Genomic DNA, 15,680 nt, shown 5'->3' with positions numbered 1-15,680 from the left:
CAACCGGGCACCCCATAGGGTGGCGGCGTGACGAACGACGGCATGGGCGCGGGTACGCGTGACGACGAGCGGGTGCTGTACGGGTGCATGGGACTCGGCGGGAGCTGGGACCCCGGGCCGTACGGGCCCGGAGACGTCGACGCCGCCGAGGCGGCCGTCGAGGCCGCCCTCGACAGCGGGATCACCGTCTTCGACCACGCCGACATCTACCGGCACGGCAAGTCCGAGGCCGTCTTCGGCGAGGTCCTCGCGCGGACGCCCGGCCTGCGCGAACGCATCACGCTCCAGACCAAGTGCGGGATCCGGCTCGGCGGCGAGGACCGCCCCGGCATGTACGACCTGCGCGGGGAGACCGTCACGCGGCGGGTGGAGGAGAGCCTCACCCGGCTGCGGACCGACGTCATCGACGTCCTGCTGCTGCACCGCCCCGACCCCCTGGCGGACGTGGACTGCGTCGCGTCGGCGCTGAACTCCCTGCACCGGCAGGGCCTCGTACGCCGCTTCGGCGTGTCCAACATGGGCGCCGCGCAGATCGCCCACCTCCAGGCCAGGCTGGACCAGCCGCTCGTCGCCAACCAGTTGGAGATGAGCCTGCACAGCCGCGACTGGGTCGAGGCCGGGGTCCTCCTCAACACTCCCGCGTCCGCCGCCAACGGGTTCCCGTTCGGCACGCTGGAACACTGCCGCGACCACGGCATCCGCCTCCAGGCCTGGGGCGCGCTGGCCCAGGGCCGCTTCACCGGCCGCCAGCGGACTCCGGCCGAGCGGGCCACCGCCGAGCTGCTGGCCGAGCTGGCCCGGCGCAAGGGGACGACGCCGGAGACGGTCCTGCTGTGGTGGCTGATCCGGCACCCGTCGCGGATCGCGCCGGTCATCGGCACGGCCCGCCCGGACCGGATCCGCGCCTGCCGGGACGCGGCCGTGCGCGAACCCGACCTGACGCACGAGGAGTGGTACGAGCTCTGGGTCACGGCCCGCGGCGTCCCCCTCCCCTGAACGCCCGGGACGCGTACCGCCCGTACCGAGCCCACCGCGCCCCCGCGCGCGGGGGCGGCCGGACGGCGCCAGGATGGAAGGAGGACCCGAACCTCGCCGAGCCGGGGAGACCGCCATGAGCACGCACAAGGCAGGACCCGAGACCACCGTCCTCGCGGACTGCCTGGAGGTTCCCGGTCTCGGCTTCCTCCCCGTCAACGCGTTCGTGCTGCATGCCGAGCAGCCGGTCGTCGTGGACACCGGCCTCGGCCTGCCCGACCGGGACTTCCTCGACGTGCTCGGTTCGGTGATCGATCCGGCGGACGTGCGGTGGATCTGGCTGACCCACCCCGACCGCGACCACACCGGCGGGCTCTTCGCCCTGCTCGACGCCGCTCCCCGGGCGCGCCTGGTGACCACGTTCCTCGGCGCCGGAATCATGTCCACCGAGCGGCCGCTGCCCATGGACCGGCTGTACTTCCTCAACCCCGGCCAGTCGCTGGACGTCGGCGACCGCACCCTCCACGCCTTCCGGCCGCCGCTGTTCGACAACCCGGCCACCGTCGGCTTCTACGACGACCGCTCGCGGACCTGTTTCAGCTCGGACTGCTTCGGCAGCGTGATGCCCACGGCCGACCTGGCCGTGAGCGGCGACGTCGCGCAGCTGCCCGCCGACGAGCTGAGGGCGTCCCAGCGGCTGTGGGCGAGCGTGGACAGCCCCTGGGTGCAGCTGGTGGACCCGGACCGCTTCCTGGCCACCGTGGATCCGCTGCGGTCGATGGATCCGCAGACCGTCCTGTGCACGCACCTGCCGCCGGCGGTGGGGCTGACCGCGCAGTTCCTCGACACCATCGCCGCCGTCCCCGGACTCGACCCGTTCACCGGACCGGACCAGGCAGCCCTCGAACAGATGCTCGCCGCCTTCGAACCCTGAGGCCGCCCGTCAGCATGCCGCTGCCGCGCAACCCGTACGGCTTCCGGGCCCCCGCGGGGTGACGGGGGGGGCCCGGGGGCGGCGCGCCATCCCGGATCCACCGCTCCCGCCCTGCGGTCACCGGACCCGAAATCCATCCGTACTTGCGGGTACTGCGGCCTAATGGCGCCGGATTTGATAGTTCTGGACAGGTCCGGTGTGAGAAACCTGCGGGAAGGACAGGGCATGTTCGATCTACTGCGCCCGGAGACCGTCATGTGCCCCTTCTGCAAGGCCACCGCCGCGGACGGCGCGGTGCGCACGCTGCGGACGGGGACGGGCTCCCTCTCGGTGACCTGGCACGCCCTGAACTGCCCGCACTACGCGGCCGACCGGATCCTCGCCGAGAAGGAGGGCTGAGACGGCCCCTGCGGGCCCGCCTCACACCGCCGGGCCGGCTCCCGCACCGCTCGGCTCCGCCTCCCGCGCGGCCCGGCGGCGCAGCGCGTCCTCGTCGGTGTCCGCGTCGTACGAGGCCAGCTTCGGCAGCAGCGCGGCCAGCACCGCCACCGAGGCCACGCAGGCCAGACCGCCGCTCCAGAAGGCCGGCCGGGTCCCCGTCCACCCGGCCATGCCGCCCGCCCGGACCTGGCCGAGCTGCGGTCCCACGCTGTACGAGAGCACCTCGATGCCCGCGAGCCGGCCGCGCAGCTCCTCGGGGATCGTCTGGTTCCAGATCGTGGCGCGGCCCAGTCCGCTCAGCATGTCGGCCGCCCCCGCGACGGCCAGGCACAGCAGCACGAGCCAGATGCCGGGCGCCACCCCGGCCGCCGCGATCGCCAGGCCCCAGACCGCGGCGCCGACGACCACCAGCAGCCCGTGCCGGCGTACCCGGGACACCCAGCCGCTGGTCAGTCCCAGCAGCATCGAGCCCACCGCCCCGGCCGCGTACATCAGACCCAGCGCCCACACGGCGTCCAGCTCGTCCGCGAGGAAGGGGAAGATCGCGTTCGGGAAGGCGAACAGCATCGCCGCGAGGTCCACGGCGTACGTGCCCAGCAGCACCGGCCGGCTCCACGCGTAGCGCGCGCCCTCGGCGATGCCGCGCAGCGACGGACGCTCGGCGCCCTCGACGGGCGGGGCCGGACTCAGCCGCGAGCACAGCACCACGGAGCCGAGGAACCCGGCCACGGTGACGGCGTAGGCCGAGGCGTGGCCGGCGTAGGCGACGACCAGGCCGGCCAGCGCCGGGCCGGCGATCGCCCCGAACTGGTAGCGCAGCCCGTTGAGCGCCGCGGCGGCCGTCAGCTGGTCGTGCGGCACGATCCGCGCCATCAGCGAGTCCAGGGCCGGCCGCTGCAGCCCGGCCAGGGCCGACACACCCGCCGCGACCACGTAGAGCGGCCACAGCAGCGGATCCGGCAGCAGCGCGTTCACCAGGAGCACCAGGGCCAGCACCCCGAGCCCCGCCTCGGTCAGCAGGATCATCCGCCGCCGGTCCACCGCGTCCGCGAGCGCGCCCCCGTACAGCCCGAAGACCGCCAGCGGGACCAGCTCCACCGCGCCCATCGCGCCGACGGCCAGCGGCGAGCCGGTCAGGTGCTTGATCTGCAGCGGCAGCGCGATCATCGCCATGAAGGAGCCGAAGTACGTCACGGTCCCCTGGTAGAAGAGGAGCCGGAAGTCGCGGCCGGAACGCCACGGGGCGAGATCGGGCAGCAGGGCGGTCAGTCGGGAGGCGCTCACGACCGGCCATGGTGCGCCGTCGCCGCGATCCGGGCAAAGGGTTTTCTTCCGGGCCCGCCGTGGCACCCATGGACCATGCCGCCGGTGTCACCGTTCCTGCGTACGGCCGCGGCCTACGCCTGGCGCCTGCTGGTCGTCGGCGCCGCCGTCTACGTGTTCTTCGCCCTGCTGGGCCGGTTCCACGAGATCGCCGTCGCCGTCTTCCTCGGCCTCGTCGTCACCGCCCTGCTCTGGACGCCCACCCGGCGCCTCGCCACGGCCGTCCCGCGTACGATCGCCGTCGCCCTGACCCTCCTCGGCAGTGCGCTGCTCCTGCTGGGCGTGCTCACCCTGGTCGGCGAGGCGGTGGCGGGGGAGAGCACGACCCTGGCCAGGGAGTTCCGCCAGGGACTCGCCAGCATCGAGGCGTGGCTGGAGAGGCCGCCCTTCCGGCTGAACCCGCGGGCGCTCTCCGACGTCCAGACCCGGATCGGCGAGTACCTCTCCAGCCACCGCTCCACCGTCATCAGCCAGGCGGTCAGCGGCGCCGGCCGGCTCGTCCACGTCCTCACCGTCCTCGCCCTCGCGGTCTTCTGCTCCTTCTTCTTCCTCCACGGGGGCGACCGGCAGTGGGCGTGGTTCTGCGACCAGCTGCCCGAGACCGCGCGGAAACGGGTGAGGATCGCCGGGCGCGCGGGCTGGCGCACCTTCACCGGCTACACCCACGGCATCGTCGTGGTCGCCGCGACGAACGCGGTCCTCGTCGGGCTGGCGCTGTACTTCCTCGGGGTCCCGCTGGCCGTACCGCTGGCGCTGCTGGAGTTCTTCGCGGCCTTCATCCCCCTCATCGGATCACCGGTCGCGCTGGCCGTCGCCGCGGTCGTCGCCCTCGCCGCGAAGGGGCCGGTCGTCGCGGCGGTCGTCGTCGCCCTGATCGTGGTCATCGGCCAGATCGAGGGCCACCTGCTGCACCCGCTGGTGATGAGCCGGGCGGTCCGGCTGCACCCGCTGGTCGTGGCGATCTCGGTGGTCGCCGGCGCCATCGCCGCCGGCGTGGTCGGCGCCGTGGTCGCGGTCCCGCTGGTCTCCGTCGTCTGGTCGGTCCACTCGGCCCTGCGCGACGCCCGTCGCCCGCTTCCTGCACAATCGCCTGATGAGCGATGAAGACCCCTACCTGTGGCTGGAAGACGTGTCCGGCGAGAGCGCCCTCACCTGGGTGCGGGAGCGCAACGCCGAGACCGTGGCCGCGCTGACCGGCGACCCCGGCTTCAAGGTGCTCGAACAGGAGATGCGCGAGGTGCTCGACGACGACGGGCGGATCCCCTACGTCGTCCGCCGCGGCCGCCACCTCTACAACTTCTGGCAGGACGCCGACCACGTACGCGGCCTGTGGCGGCGGACCACCCTGGAGGAGTACCGCACGGACCGTCCGGCCTGGGAGGTCCTGCTGGACCTCGACGCGCTGGCCGAGGCCGAAGGGGAGAAGTGGGCCTGGGCCGGCAGCCGGGTCCTGGCGCCCGAGCACCGGCACGCCCTGGTCCTGCTCTCCCGGGACGGCGCCGACGCCTGCGTCGTGCGCGAGTTCGACCTGCAGACCCTGGAGTTCGCCGCGGACGGGTTCACGGTAGCCGAGGCCAAGACGCGCATCGGGTGGATCGACCACGACCGGGTCTGGATCGGGACCGACTTCGGCCCCGGCTCGATGTCCACCTCCGGCTACCCGCTCCATGTCCGCCGCTGGCGCCGCGGCACCCCCCTCGAAGACGCCGAGCTCGTCTACGAGGGCCGCCCCTGCGACCTGTCCGCCTCCGGCTGGCACGACGACACCCCCGGCTTCGAACGGGACTTCGTCCACCGGCAGATCGACTTCTGGAACCAGGAGCTCTTCCTCCTGCCCGAGGACGGCGACGGCCCGCCCGTGAAGATCGACGTACCGGACGACGCGAGCGCGTCCGTCCACCGGGAGTGGCTGACCGTCACCACCAGGACGCCGTGGCTCGGCCACCCCGCGGGCAGCCTGCTCGCCTTCGACCTGGCCGCGTTCCAGGAGGGCGCGCGGGAGGCCGAGGTGCTGTTCACCCCCGACGAGCGCACCGCCCTCGCCGGCTACAGCTGGACTCGCAACCACCTCATCCTCGGAACCCGCGCCGACGTCTCCTCCGCCATGGAACTGCTCACCCCCGCCCCGGACGGCTGGCGCCGCGCACCGCTTCCGGGCCTGCCGGCCCTGTCCACCGCCTCGGTCACCTGCACCGACCCGGACGTCGGCGACGAGTACTTCCACCTCGTCACCGGCTTCCTCCAGCCCTCCACCCTCTACCGGGGCACGGCGGGCGGCGAGGACGACAGCGAGCCCGTCAAGCAGAGCCCGGCCCTCTTCGACACCGCCGGCCTCACCGTGAACCAGTACTTCGCGACCTCCGCCGACGGCACCCGGGTGCCCTACTTCGTCGTCGGCCCCGAGGAGCGGCCGGGCCCCGGCCCCACCCTGCTCTACGGCTATGGCGGCTTCGAGGTGTCCATGGTCCCCTCCTACAGCGCGGTCACGGGCCGCGCCTGGCTCGCCCGCGGCGGCACCTACGTCGTCGCCGGCATCCGGGGCGGCCACGAGTACGGGCCGGCCTGGCACCGGGCGGCGCTCGGCGCGAACCGGATCCGGGCGTACGAGGACTTCGCGGCTGTCGCCCGCGACCTCGTCGCCCGGGACATCACCACCCCGGCCCAGCTCGGCATCGAGGGCGGCAGCAACGGCGGCCTCCTCATGGGTGCCATGCTCACCCGCGAGCCGGAACTCTTCGGCGCGGTCGTCGCACACGTGCCGCTGCTGGACATGCTCCGCTTCCACAAGCTGCTCGCCGGCGCCAGCTGGATCGCCGAGTACGGCGATCCCGACGACCCGGCGGACCGGCCCCACCTGGAGGACATCTCCCCCTACCACCGGATCCGGACGGACGGGCCCGCGTACCCGCCGCTGCTCCTGCTCACCTCCACCCGCGACGACCGGGTCCATCCGGGGCACGCCCGCAAGATGGCAGCGCGGCTGCGCGAGGCCGGCCATCCCGTGCACTTCCACGAGCACATCGGCGGCGGCCACGCGGGTGCCACCGACCACCGGCAGACGGCCTTCAACGAAGCCCTCGTCCACACCTTCCTGTGGGAGCGGCTGACCCCGCCGAAGTGACGGCCGGGCCGGGTACGCGTGGCGCACCCGGCCCGTTTCACGCGGGTCCGCGCGCCGGCGCGGCGCCGGTGTCCGGTGCCCGGCCGCGGGGCAGGAGGGCCGCGGCGGCGAGACCGGCCAGGCCGAGGACGGCCAGGGCGAGCATGGCGGTGGCGTAGGCGCTGGTGGTGAGACCGGCCACGAGGATGGTGCCGGCGACCGCCGTGCCGAGCGAGGAGCCGAGGTTCGACACGCTCCGCGACAGGCCGGAGATCTCGCCCTGCCGCTCCTCGGGGAAGCTCGACTGCACGACGTTGACCGACGGGGTCAGCATCACCCCGAGGCCCAGGCCGATCAGCAGGAGCCCGGGGGCGAATGCCCACGGGCTCGGCGATCCGCCCACCAGGGCCAGCAGCACGGCCACGCCGGCGATCGTCACGGCGAATCCCGTCATGACCAGGGTGCGCTGCGTGTACCGCCGCGCCAGACGTTCCGCGGTCAGCGACGTCGCGAGCAGCCCGAGCGTGGCGGCCGTGAAGATCACACCCGTCTGGATCGCGTCGTATCCGCGCACCACCTGGAGATAGGCCGCCACGGTGAACGACGTCCCCATGAGCAGCAGCCACTGGATGTTCTGGGTGACGAGGCCGAGGTTGGAGGTGCGGTTGCGGAACAGGCTCGTCGACAGCAGCGGCTCCTCGCCGGCCCGCTCCATGGCGCGTACCCGGCGGAAGAACCACAGCAGCACGAGTGCGCCGAGGACGAGCAGCCCCGCCATCAGCCAGACGTTGTCGTCGGCCGCCAGGATCCCCATGACGAGGAGGATGAGGCCGAGGGCCGAGAGGACCGCTCCGCCGGTGTCGAAGGGCCGCGTGGGATCCGGTGGCAGCGGGTCCCGGATCCGGCGGCTCAACAGGATGATCACGGCGATCACCAGGGCCTGGAAGACGAACGCCGCCCGCCAGCCGACGGCCGAGGTGATCAGCCCTCCGACCAGCGGCCCCGCGGCGGCACCGACGCCGCCGAGCGCCATGATGGTCCCGAACGCGCGGGCCCGCGAGGACACCTCCGTAAAGAGCAGCGTCGTGAGGATGTAGACGGGCGGGATGAGCAGCGCCGTTCCGACGCCCTCCAGGATCGAGTTGCCGAGGATGAGGACGCCCAGCCCGGGGGCGGCGGCGCTCAGCAGGGCGCCGACGCCGTAGACGGTCAGACCTGCCAGGAAGCACCGCTTGCGGCCGTAGCGGTCGGTCAGCTTGCCTCCCGGGATCATCAGAGCGGCCATCACCAGCAGGAAGATCGTGATCGTGATCTGCACTCCCTGCACGGTGGTGTCCAGGTCCGAACTGATGTCGTTGATCATCACGTTCATGTTGGAACCGGCGAAGCTGCAGATGAACTGCGCGAGGGCCAGCGGGGCCAGCACCCCGTTCAGCCCGCCCGCCGTCCCCGCGCGGGCGCCCGCTTCAGCCATCGGCGCCGCTCCCTTCCTGCCGGTCGAGCTGCTCGTCCAGGGCGAGGGCCGCCGCGATCAGCGCGAGGTGGGTGAACGCCTGGGGAAAGTTGCCCAGTTGCTCACCGGAGGGGCCGATCTCCTCGGCGAACAGGCCGACGTGGTTGGCGTAGGTCAGCATCTTGTCGAAGGCGTAGCGGGCCTGCTGCGGCTTGCCGGCGCGGGCCAGCGCCTCCACGTAGAGGAAGCTGCACAGGTTGAAGGTGCCTTCGGAGCCGCGCAGCCCGTCAGGGGAGGCTTCGGGGTTGTAGCGGTAGACCAGGCTGTCGCTGACCAGTTCCCGGTCCATGGCTTCGAGGGTGCCGAGCCAGAGCGGGTCGGTGGGGGAGAGGAAGCCGACCCGGGGCATGAGCAGGAGCGAGGCGTCCAGCACGTCGGTGTCGTAGTGCTGGACGAACGCCTGCTTGTCCGCGTTCCAGCCACGCTCGACGATCTGCGCGAAGACGGCGTCGCGGACCTCGCGCCACCGGTCGGTGTCGGCGGGGCGGGCGAAGGTGGTGGCCAGGCGGATCCCGCGCTCGAAGGCCACCCACGTCATGAGACGGCTGAAGGTGAAGTCCTGGCGGCCGCCCCGGGTCTCCCAGATGCCTTCGTCGGGGCGGTCCCAGTGGTCGGCGAGCCAGTCGAGGACGCCGGCGTACGCCTGCCATCCCTTGATCCCGCCCATGTCCCGGGTCTGGGCCAGGGCGTCGGACGCCTCCCCGTAGATGTCGAGCTGGATCTGGTCGGCGGCCGCGTTCCCGGCGCGTACCGGCCTGGACCCGGCGTAGCCCTCCAGGTGGTCCAGGACCACCTCGGTCAGCTGGGGTTCCCCGTCGATGCGGTACATGATCTGCAGCGGCTCCCCGGAGGCGGTGCCGCCGGCCGCGAGCCGGTCGAGCAGCCAGCGGCGGAACGCGGCGGCCTCCCCGACGAAGCCCAGGTCGATCAGCGCCCTGACGGAGAGGGAGGCGTCGCGGATCCACGTGAACCGGTAGTCCCAGTTGCGCTCGCCCCCGACCTGCTCGGGCAGGCCCATGGTGAGCGCGGCGATCGGCGCGCCCGTGGGGGCGTAGGTGAGCAGTTTGAGGGTGATCGCCGAGCGGTGGACGATGTCACGCCAGCGGCCGCGGTAGGTGCACGAGCGCAGCCAGCCGTGCCAGAAGGTTCGACAGGCCTGCAGCTCGGCGCTGATCTCCTCGGCCGACAGCGGCGGCGGCGCGGGGGCGTCGTCCGCGTCGCTGGTCAGCACCACGGCGGCCACGTTCCCGGCGGTGAGGGTGAACCGGGCGGTGGCGTCGTCGCCGTCGCGCCGCAGTTCGAGAGGACCGGAAACCCCGGCCGCCTGGAGGTGCAGCCGCGTGCCCGGCCCGCGGAAGACCACCGTCCGCGCGTCGGTCTGCTCGAAGGTGTGGGGGGCGCGCCCGTAGTCGAACCGCGGGCGGCATTCGAGTTCGAAGTCCAGACTGCCCCGCACCACGCGCACCACACGGATCAGCCGGTGCCGCTGCGTCGGGGTGGTGGTGTTCAGCGGGACCATGAAGTCGGCGACCTCGCCCACCCCTCCCGGACCCATGTAGCGGGTGACCAGCACGGCCGTGTCCGCCTGGTAGAGCTGGCGGACCACGGCCGCGGGGTCGTGGGCGAGGTCGGCGGAGAGCCGGCAGTAGCCGCCGCGCTCGCTGTCGAGGAGGGACGCGAAGACGCTGGGGGAGTCGAACCGCGGTGTGCACCACCAGTCGACCGTGCCCTGCGAGGACACCAGCGCGGCGGTCTGGAGGTCGCCGACCATTCCGTGGTCGGCGATGGGCGGGTAGGCGTTCACGAGCGGCTCCCTCACCCCGGTACGGTGACGGGGCAGTCCGTGCGCGCCGCGCGAACGGGACCGGGAGCCTTACCGGCCCGCGATCACCGGAGTCCGCGGTGCCGCGGGCCGCCACGGTGCGTTGTCACATCAAGGGTGCACCGGCCCCGTGGCCACCGCATTTCCGGAGCGCAGGCGGTGAGCCCGCCCCATGTGCCGCACCGGAGCTCGGGAACGCCCATCGCCGGGGCGTGGCAGCGGGTCACCGACAACGAGGACTTCCGCCGCTTCTTCCCCCGCGGGCAGGTCCCCTCCGACATCATGCGCCGGCTGCTCCTGGACACGAGGCCCGCACCGACGTCCTGCTGGACCGGGAGACCGCGTGGGCGCCGGCCATGCTGCCCCGCCTCAGGCACAGCGTGACGCTCCGACCGGCTCGGCCGCCTCGCGTACGACGTCCTCAACGACCCCGTGGCCGGGCCGCTCTACCGGGAGCACGCCGGTGTCCCGATCTCCCACCGCGACGGATCCGAACTCCCCGTCCGCCATGCCGTCCACGACCCCGGCCGGCTCACAGCCTCAGCTTCTTCACATCCGCAGCCGCCTGCGGTCCGGCAGACCCCGGATGACGGGAACGGCGCTCCGGTGACGCCGTGCACACATCCCTTCGGGGGATTCGGGGCGCCAGTCGCCGCCGAATCCTGCTCCGTGCTCCACGATCGGCGGGTGCGCCACCGCCAGGGAGGACCCCATGAGCACCCCGTTCGCGTCCGCCGCCCCCTACTACGCCCGCTACCGGCCGCCGTATCCGCAGGAGTTCCACAACCTGCTCGCGGACCGCTTCGCGCTTGACGGCTCCCAGACCGTCCTGGATCTCGGCGCCGGCCCCGGCACGCTCAGCCTCGCCCTGGCTCCCCTGGCCGACCACGTGTACGCCGTCGACCCGGAGCCGGCGATGCTGGCCGAGGGGACCCGCCTGGCCGAGGAGCGCGGCCTCACGAACATCTCGTGGCTGCGCGGCGACGACGCCGCCGTCACCCGGTTGTGCCTGCCCCGGATCGATCTCTGCGTCATCGGCAGGGCCTTCCACCGGATGGACCGCAGGCGGGTGCCCGCCGACCTGGACGAGGTGCTCGCACCCCGGGGCGGCATCGCCGTCGTCACCTCACTGCACCGGCCCGGCGACCCGCGGCCGCCCTGGCTGGCCGTCGTCGAGGAGGTGCGCGACCGGTTCCTGGGAGGTGTCCGAGAAGGAGCGCCGGCGCCCGCCGGGCGGGCGGACCCGCGCGGTCATGGCCCAGTGCCCGGGGCGCGCCAGGCGGGCGGGGCGTCCGACTGGGACGACCTGGTGGAGCGCCTGGAGAAGTCACCGCTCTCCCGCGTCGAGACCCACCAGTGGGACCAGACCCTCCGCCGCACCGTGGACGAGGTGATCGGCCTCCAGCTCTCCCTGCCCGCCACCAGCCCGGCCGTACTGGGCGACCGCACGGCCGCCTTCGGGGCGGAACTGCGCCGGGCCCTGCTCGACCACGAACCCCGCGGCACGTACGACCGGACCCTGCGGATCGGGGCCGCCTTCGCGACGAGGCCCCGCCGCTGACCGCGCCGCTGAGCGCGCCGTCGACCGCCCCCGGGCCTCAGTCGCCGCGGGCGGTGGGCGCCGTGAGCGCCGTGAGCGCCGTGAGGAGTTCGCGTTCGCGGGCGGTGCTCAGGCCGGCCCGGCGGGAGCGGTCCAGGCCCTCGGCGCGCTCCCACTCCAGCAGGTCCGCGAGCATCCGCGCACGCGGCCGGTGCCGCAGCCCGGCCGCACGCGCGGCGGCTCCGCTGCGGGCGCCGAAGCCCTCCCAGCCCGGCTCGGGCATCCACATGGCCATCGACTCCGGGCCCATGTACGGCCCGACCCCCTGTTCCAGCAGCCACCGCGGGTCGGCCGCCGCCACCTCCCCGGTGTGCCCGGCCACCCGCCGGGACAGGCCGACCCACTCACCGAACGGCACGGCGGGCCCCACGGCGTCGTACGTCCCGACCGTGCCCGCCTCCGCGAGGTCCAGCAGCCAGCCCGCGAGATCCCGTACGTCCACCACCTGCGTCGGCAGCCCGGGAGAGTGCGGTACGAGCATGGGCTGCTCCACCGTCCGCGCGGCGCGGGCCACCCAGTACCCCGAGCGCCCCGACCGGTCGCCCGGGCCGCCGATGAGGCCGGCCCGTGCGACGGCGAGACGGTCCCCGACGGACGCGCGCAAGGCCGCCTCACAGGCGGCCTTGGCCTCCCCGTACGCCTCCCGCCCCACGTACGGCAGCTCCGTGGGCGCCAGGAGCGCCGCCGACTCGTCGGCACCGGGCGTCCCGTGATCGGCGTAGGCGCTGACCGACGAGACGTAGGTCCAGTGCCGTACCCGCCCCGCCAGCGCCGCCAGCGCGCCGCGGACGAACGCCGGCTGCCACGACACCTCGACCACGGCGTCCCAGTCACGGTCGAGGAGTCCGGCGTAGGCGGACGCGTCCTCGCGGTCCGCCGCCACCAGCCGGGCCCCGGAGGTGACTTCGCCGCTCTCACCGCGCGCCAGGCATGTCACCGCGTGTCCGCGCTCCACCGCCTGCCGCGAGATCTCCCGGCCCACCCACGCGGTTCCGCCCAGTATCAGAAGGTCCATCAGCCCACCCCAGCACACCGCCGGCGTGCATGCGACCCCGGTTCGCGGCCGGCGAAGGCGGAGCGCCGATCCGCTCCGGCTCAGAGATCGCGTCGCATGCACACGCGCGGCCACCGGTCCAGGCCGTGTGCCGCCTCGCGGGCCCGGATCTCCCGCAGGCCCGGGGTGAGCGCGTCCGCGCCGAGGAGGCGGAAGCCGCAACGGGCGTAGTACGGGGCGTTCCACGGCACCTCGGCGAAGGTGGTGAGCGTCAGCGCGGGCACGCCCTCACCCGCGGCCACCTCGGCCAGGTGTTCCAGCAGGGACCGGCCGACGCCCCGGCGGGCGTGGCCGGGGTGCACGGACACCTGTTCCACGTGGAGGCAGCCGTCGACGCGCTCGGCGAGGAGGTACGCGACCGGGGCGTCGTCGCCGTCCACCGCCACCCAGGCGAGCCCGGCCTCCCGGTAGGGGGCGAGCTCGTCCTGTGTCAGCGGCTCGTCGTCGGCGATCTCCGGCATGCCGATGTCCCGGAAGCAGCGCCCGGCCGCCCTCTCGATGTCCTGGAGGACCGTCAGTTCGTCCGGATGTACCGCGCGTACGGGCATGGCGTCATTGTCGGCCGCGCGGCGTCCGCGGGCACGCGGTTTTCCGCGGCCCGGACGCGGCGGTCTGTGCTCCGTCCGAGTTCACTTCGGGTGCTCGTTCGGCCCCGGCACCGAGCGCATGATCATCATGTTGGCGATCCATCGGTTTGATACGGCTATGCCACGAATGCGACGGACACGACCGGCCAAGGTGTGGGGCGCCCTGACCGCCGCGGTGACGGGGGCCATGCTCGTCGTCGCCGCGGCGCCCGGCCGCGCACCCGACGAGACCCCCGCGGACGCGAAACCCGCGGGGCCCCCGCGGGAGGCGGCGCTCACCCTCGTGGTAGGCAGGGTGCTGGAGGGGGCCCACGGGGCGGGCGAAGGGCGGTGCGCGGCCCGGGTGTTCCGCCCCGGGCTGTGCAGCGGCTGGCAGGAGCAGCGGGTACGGGCCACCGCGGGCGGGGTGGGATCCGTACTGCGGGAGCCGGTCCTCGCCGACGCCGCCCGCGGCGCCCGGGCACGGGAGCTGCCCACCGACCCCGGAGGCCCCCTTGAGATCACCCTCACCGAACCGGGCAGCATCACGGACGTGACCGTCCGCGACGGGCGCGGCCGCCACCTGGCCGGCGCGCTCGGCCCGCACGGCGACCGCTGGCTGAACACCGAGTCGCTGCGGGCGGGGGAGACCTACACCGTGCAGGTCGGCGCGCAGGACGCGGCCGGCAGTGCGGTCGGCGTGACCATGGCGTTCCGGACCGCGCCGCCCGCGGACGGGGGCAGGCTGACCGTCGAGTTCGGGCCGCGTCCCGGCACGTACGGGGCGGGCGAGATCGTGACGGCCGCCCTCAGCAGGCCCGTTCCGGCCGGCGACCCGGTCGCGCGCGCCCGGCTGGAGCAGGCGCTGGAGGTCACCTCCGAGCCGCAGGTCGAGGGCGCCTGGCACTGGGTCGACGACTCGACCCTGCACTTCCGGCCGCGTACGTACTGGCCCGCGCACACGGTGGTGCGCGTCCGCAGCGGACTCGACGGGGTGGAGCTCGGTGACGACACCTACGGAGGCCCCTCCGAGGACCTGGAGTTCACCATCGGGGACCGGATCGAGGCCGTCACCGACTCCGCCGCCCACCGCATGACCGTACGCCGCAACGGACGCGTCATCAGGACGATCCCGGTCACCACCGGCAAGGAGGGGTTCAGGACCCGCAGCGGCATCAAGGTCGTCCTGCGCAAGGAGCCCAAGGTCCGCATGCGCGGCGACACCGTCGGTATCCAGCGCGGCACCAAGGAGTTCTACGACCTGGCCGTCTCCTACGCGACGCGGGTGACCTGGAGCGGCGAGTACATCCACGCGGCGCCCTGGTCGGTCGAGTCGCAGGGCGAGGAGAACGTCAGCCACGGCTGCACGGGCATGAGCACCGAGAACGCCGCCTGGTTCTTCGAGACGGTCCGCGAAGGGGACATCGTGGAGGTGGTCAACAGCGGCGGGGCGAAGATGGACCCCTTCGGCAACGGCTTCGGCGACTGGAACGTGGACTGGCGGAGCTGGCTGGCCGGCAGCGCCCTGGCCGGCGCGGACGCGCCCCCGCAGAGCTCGCCGCCCACCGCCCCCCGCCTGCACCCGACGACCTGATCCGGGCCGCCGGGCACCCCGCCTCGCTTACGATCACCGCATGATCAGAGGTGTGATGTTCGACTTCTCCGGGACGCTGCTGCGCATCGAGTCGACCGAGGACTGGCTCCGCGCGGGTCTCGCCGCGGCCGGAGTCCGGCTGTCCGAGGAGGAGTTCCGCGCGGCGGCGGGCCGGCTGACGGAGTACGGCGCCCTCCCGGGCGGCCCCGCGCCCCGGCGGATGCCGGCGCACCTGGAGCCCCTCTGGGACGTACGGGACGTGAGCGCCGCTCAGCACCGCGCCGCGTACGGCGGCCTGGCGCTGGCGGCGGGCCTGCCCGAGCCCGGGCCGGAGCTGGCCCAGGCGCTCTACGACCGCCACATGAGCCCCTCCGCCTGGCGGCCCTACCCGGACACCGGTCCGACGCTGCGCGAACTGCGGCGGCGGGGCATCCCGGTGGCCGTCGTCAGCAACATCGGCTGGGACCTGCGGCCGATCTTCCGTACGCACGGTCTGGACGAGCTGGTCGACGCGTATGTGCTCTCCTTCGAACTGGGCGTGCAGAAGCCCGATCCGCGGATCTTCCGGGCCGCCTGCGACCGGCTCGCCCTGGCGCCCGCCGACGTGCTGATGGTCGGTGACCACCGCACCGCGGACGGCGGCGCCGCGGCCCTCGGATGCCCGGTGCACTTCGTCGACCACCTCCCGGTCGACCGGCGCCCGCACGGCCTCACACCCCTGCTGGACCTGCTCGGATAGCGCCCGCACGGCCCGGGAA

General features: G+C 73.7%; 13 protein-coding genes. 8 read left to right on the top strand and 5 right to left on the bottom strand.

The features are described from left to right. Positions 1 to 42: 42 nt before the first annotated feature. From BSL84_RS02505 to BSL84_RS35955, 3 genes are all read left to right on the top strand, one after another. Positions 43 to 996, top strand: coding sequence for an aldo/keto reductase (locus BSL84_RS02505; RefSeq protein WP_324610005.1), 954 nt, complete (start codon positions 43 to 45; stop codon positions 994 to 996). A 115-nt stretch (positions 997 to 1,111) separates the two neighbouring features. Then, positions 1,112 to 1,909 (top strand): MBL fold metallo-hydrolase, encoded by a 798-nt coding sequence (locus tag BSL84_RS02500; RefSeq protein WP_045321063.1) that lies wholly within the window; start codon positions 1,112 to 1,114, stop codon positions 1,907 to 1,909. 225 nt (positions 1,910 to 2,134) lie between these two features. Beyond that, positions 2,135 to 2,308 (top strand): hypothetical protein, encoded by a 174-nt coding sequence (locus BSL84_RS35955; RefSeq protein WP_158879779.1) that lies wholly within the window; start codon positions 2,135 to 2,137, stop codon positions 2,306 to 2,308. Positions 2,309 to 2,329: 21 nt separating this feature from the next. Here the strand turns inward: BSL84_RS35955 and BSL84_RS02495 are convergent, their stop codons facing one another. After that, the gene (locus BSL84_RS02495; RefSeq protein ID WP_075969696.1) at positions 2,330 to 3,634 is read right to left on the bottom strand and encodes an MFS transporter; all 1,305 of its coding nucleotides are present in this window, start codon (positions 3,632 to 3,634) and stop codon (positions 2,330 to 2,332) included. Between the two features lie 75 nt (positions 3,635 to 3,709). Between BSL84_RS02495 and BSL84_RS02490 the strand changes: the two genes are divergently transcribed. Next, a complete protein-coding gene (locus BSL84_RS02490) occupies positions 3,710 to 4,777 on the top strand; it encodes an AI-2E family transporter (RefSeq protein WP_075969695.1) in 1,068 nt (355 codons plus the stop codon). Continuing rightward, positions 4,767 to 6,794: a prolyl oligopeptidase family serine peptidase gene (locus BSL84_RS02485; RefSeq protein WP_075969694.1), complete on the top strand. Its 2,028-nt coding sequence runs from the start codon at positions 4,767 to 4,769 to the stop codon at positions 6,792 to 6,794. Before BSL84_RS02490 ends, BSL84_RS02485 begins: the two co-directional genes overlap by 11 nt. A 37-nt stretch (positions 6,795 to 6,831) precedes the next feature. Here BSL84_RS02485 and BSL84_RS02480 read toward each other — a convergent pair whose 3' ends face one another. Then, positions 6,832 to 8,247, bottom strand: coding sequence for an MFS transporter (locus BSL84_RS02480; RefSeq protein WP_075969693.1), 1,416 nt, complete (start codon positions 8,245 to 8,247; stop codon positions 6,832 to 6,834). Continuing rightward, a complete protein-coding gene (locus BSL84_RS02475) occupies positions 8,240 to 10,090 on the bottom strand; it encodes a glycoside hydrolase family 15 protein (protein ID WP_030028098.1) in 1,851 nt (616 codons plus the stop codon). Before BSL84_RS02475 ends, BSL84_RS02480 begins: the two co-directional genes overlap by 8 nt. A 730-nt stretch (positions 10,091 to 10,820) precedes the next feature. Here BSL84_RS02475 and BSL84_RS02470 point away from each other — a divergent pair. Beyond that, positions 10,821 to 11,669 (top strand): class I SAM-dependent methyltransferase, encoded by an 849-nt coding sequence (locus tag BSL84_RS02470; protein WP_045321057.1) that lies wholly within the window; start codon positions 10,821 to 10,823, stop codon positions 11,667 to 11,669. Positions 11,670 to 11,706: 37 nt separating this feature from the next. On the opposite strand, the gene BSL84_RS02465 is transcribed toward BSL84_RS02470, so the two are convergent. Together BSL84_RS02465 and BSL84_RS02460 are read right to left on the bottom strand one after the other, a co-directional pair. After that, positions 11,707 to 12,723: an oxidoreductase gene (locus BSL84_RS02465; protein WP_045321056.1), complete on the bottom strand. Its 1,017-nt coding sequence runs from the start codon at positions 12,721 to 12,723 to the stop codon at positions 11,707 to 11,709. A gap of 80 nt (positions 12,724 to 12,803) precedes the next feature. Further along, positions 12,804 to 13,310: a GNAT family N-acetyltransferase gene (locus tag BSL84_RS02460; RefSeq protein ID WP_030032890.1), complete on the bottom strand. Its 507-nt coding sequence runs from the start codon at positions 13,308 to 13,310 to the stop codon at positions 12,804 to 12,806. Between the two features lie 157 nt (positions 13,311 to 13,467). Between BSL84_RS02460 and BSL84_RS02455 the strand changes: the two genes are divergently transcribed. Together BSL84_RS02455 and BSL84_RS02450 are read left to right on the top strand one after the other, a co-directional pair. Further along, the gene (locus BSL84_RS02455) at positions 13,468 to 14,922 is read left to right on the top strand and encodes a L,D-transpeptidase (protein ID WP_234363395.1); all 1,455 of its coding nucleotides are present in this window, start codon (positions 13,468 to 13,470) and stop codon (positions 14,920 to 14,922) included. A 40-nt stretch (positions 14,923 to 14,962) separates the two neighbouring features. Then, the gene (locus tag BSL84_RS02450) at positions 14,963 to 15,661 is read left to right on the top strand and encodes an HAD family hydrolase (protein WP_030032784.1); all 699 of its coding nucleotides are present in this window, start codon (positions 14,963 to 14,965) and stop codon (positions 15,659 to 15,661) included. Positions 15,662 to 15,680 lie beyond the last annotated feature (19 nt).

This window comes from Streptomyces sp. TN58 (assembly GCF_001941845.1).
Taxonomy (GTDB): Bacteria; Actinomycetota; Actinomycetes; order Streptomycetales; family Streptomycetaceae; genus Streptomyces.
The sequence above is the reverse complement of the archived record's forward strand: the minus strand, read 5'-3'. Positions and strand labels throughout refer to the sequence as shown.

Coding starts and splice junctions, on each gene's coding strand:
- BSL84_RS02505 (WP_324610005.1), top strand. CDS start 43: ATGGGCGCGGGTACGCGTGACGACGAGCGGGTGCTGTACGGGTGCATG.
- BSL84_RS02455 (WP_234363395.1), top strand. CDS start 13,468: ATGCCACGAATGCGACGGACACGACCGGCCAAGGTGTGGGGCGCCCTG.
- BSL84_RS02460 (WP_030032890.1), bottom strand. CDS start 13,310: ATGCCCGTACGCGCGGTACATCCGGACGAACTGACGGTCCTCCAGGAC.
- BSL84_RS35955 (WP_158879779.1), top strand. CDS start 2,135: ATGTTCGATCTACTGCGCCCGGAGACCGTCATGTGCCCCTTCTGCAAG.
- BSL84_RS02490 (WP_075969695.1), top strand. CDS start 3,710: ATGCCGCCGGTGTCACCGTTCCTGCGTACGGCCGCGGCCTACGCCTGG.
- BSL84_RS02500 (WP_045321063.1), top strand. CDS start 1,112: ATGAGCACGCACAAGGCAGGACCCGAGACCACCGTCCTCGCGGACTGC.
- BSL84_RS02470 (WP_045321057.1), top strand. CDS start 10,821: ATGAGCACCCCGTTCGCGTCCGCCGCCCCCTACTACGCCCGCTACCGG.
- BSL84_RS02485 (WP_075969694.1), top strand. CDS start 4,767: ATGAGCGATGAAGACCCCTACCTGTGGCTGGAAGACGTGTCCGGCGAG.
- BSL84_RS02480 (WP_075969693.1), bottom strand. CDS start 8,247: ATGGCTGAAGCGGGCGCCCGCGCGGGGACGGCGGGCGGGCTGAACGGG.
- BSL84_RS02450 (WP_030032784.1), top strand. CDS start 14,963: ATGATCAGAGGTGTGATGTTCGACTTCTCCGGGACGCTGCTGCGCATC.
- BSL84_RS02465 (WP_045321056.1), bottom strand. CDS start 12,723: ATGGACCTTCTGATACTGGGCGGAACCGCGTGGGTGGGCCGGGAGATC.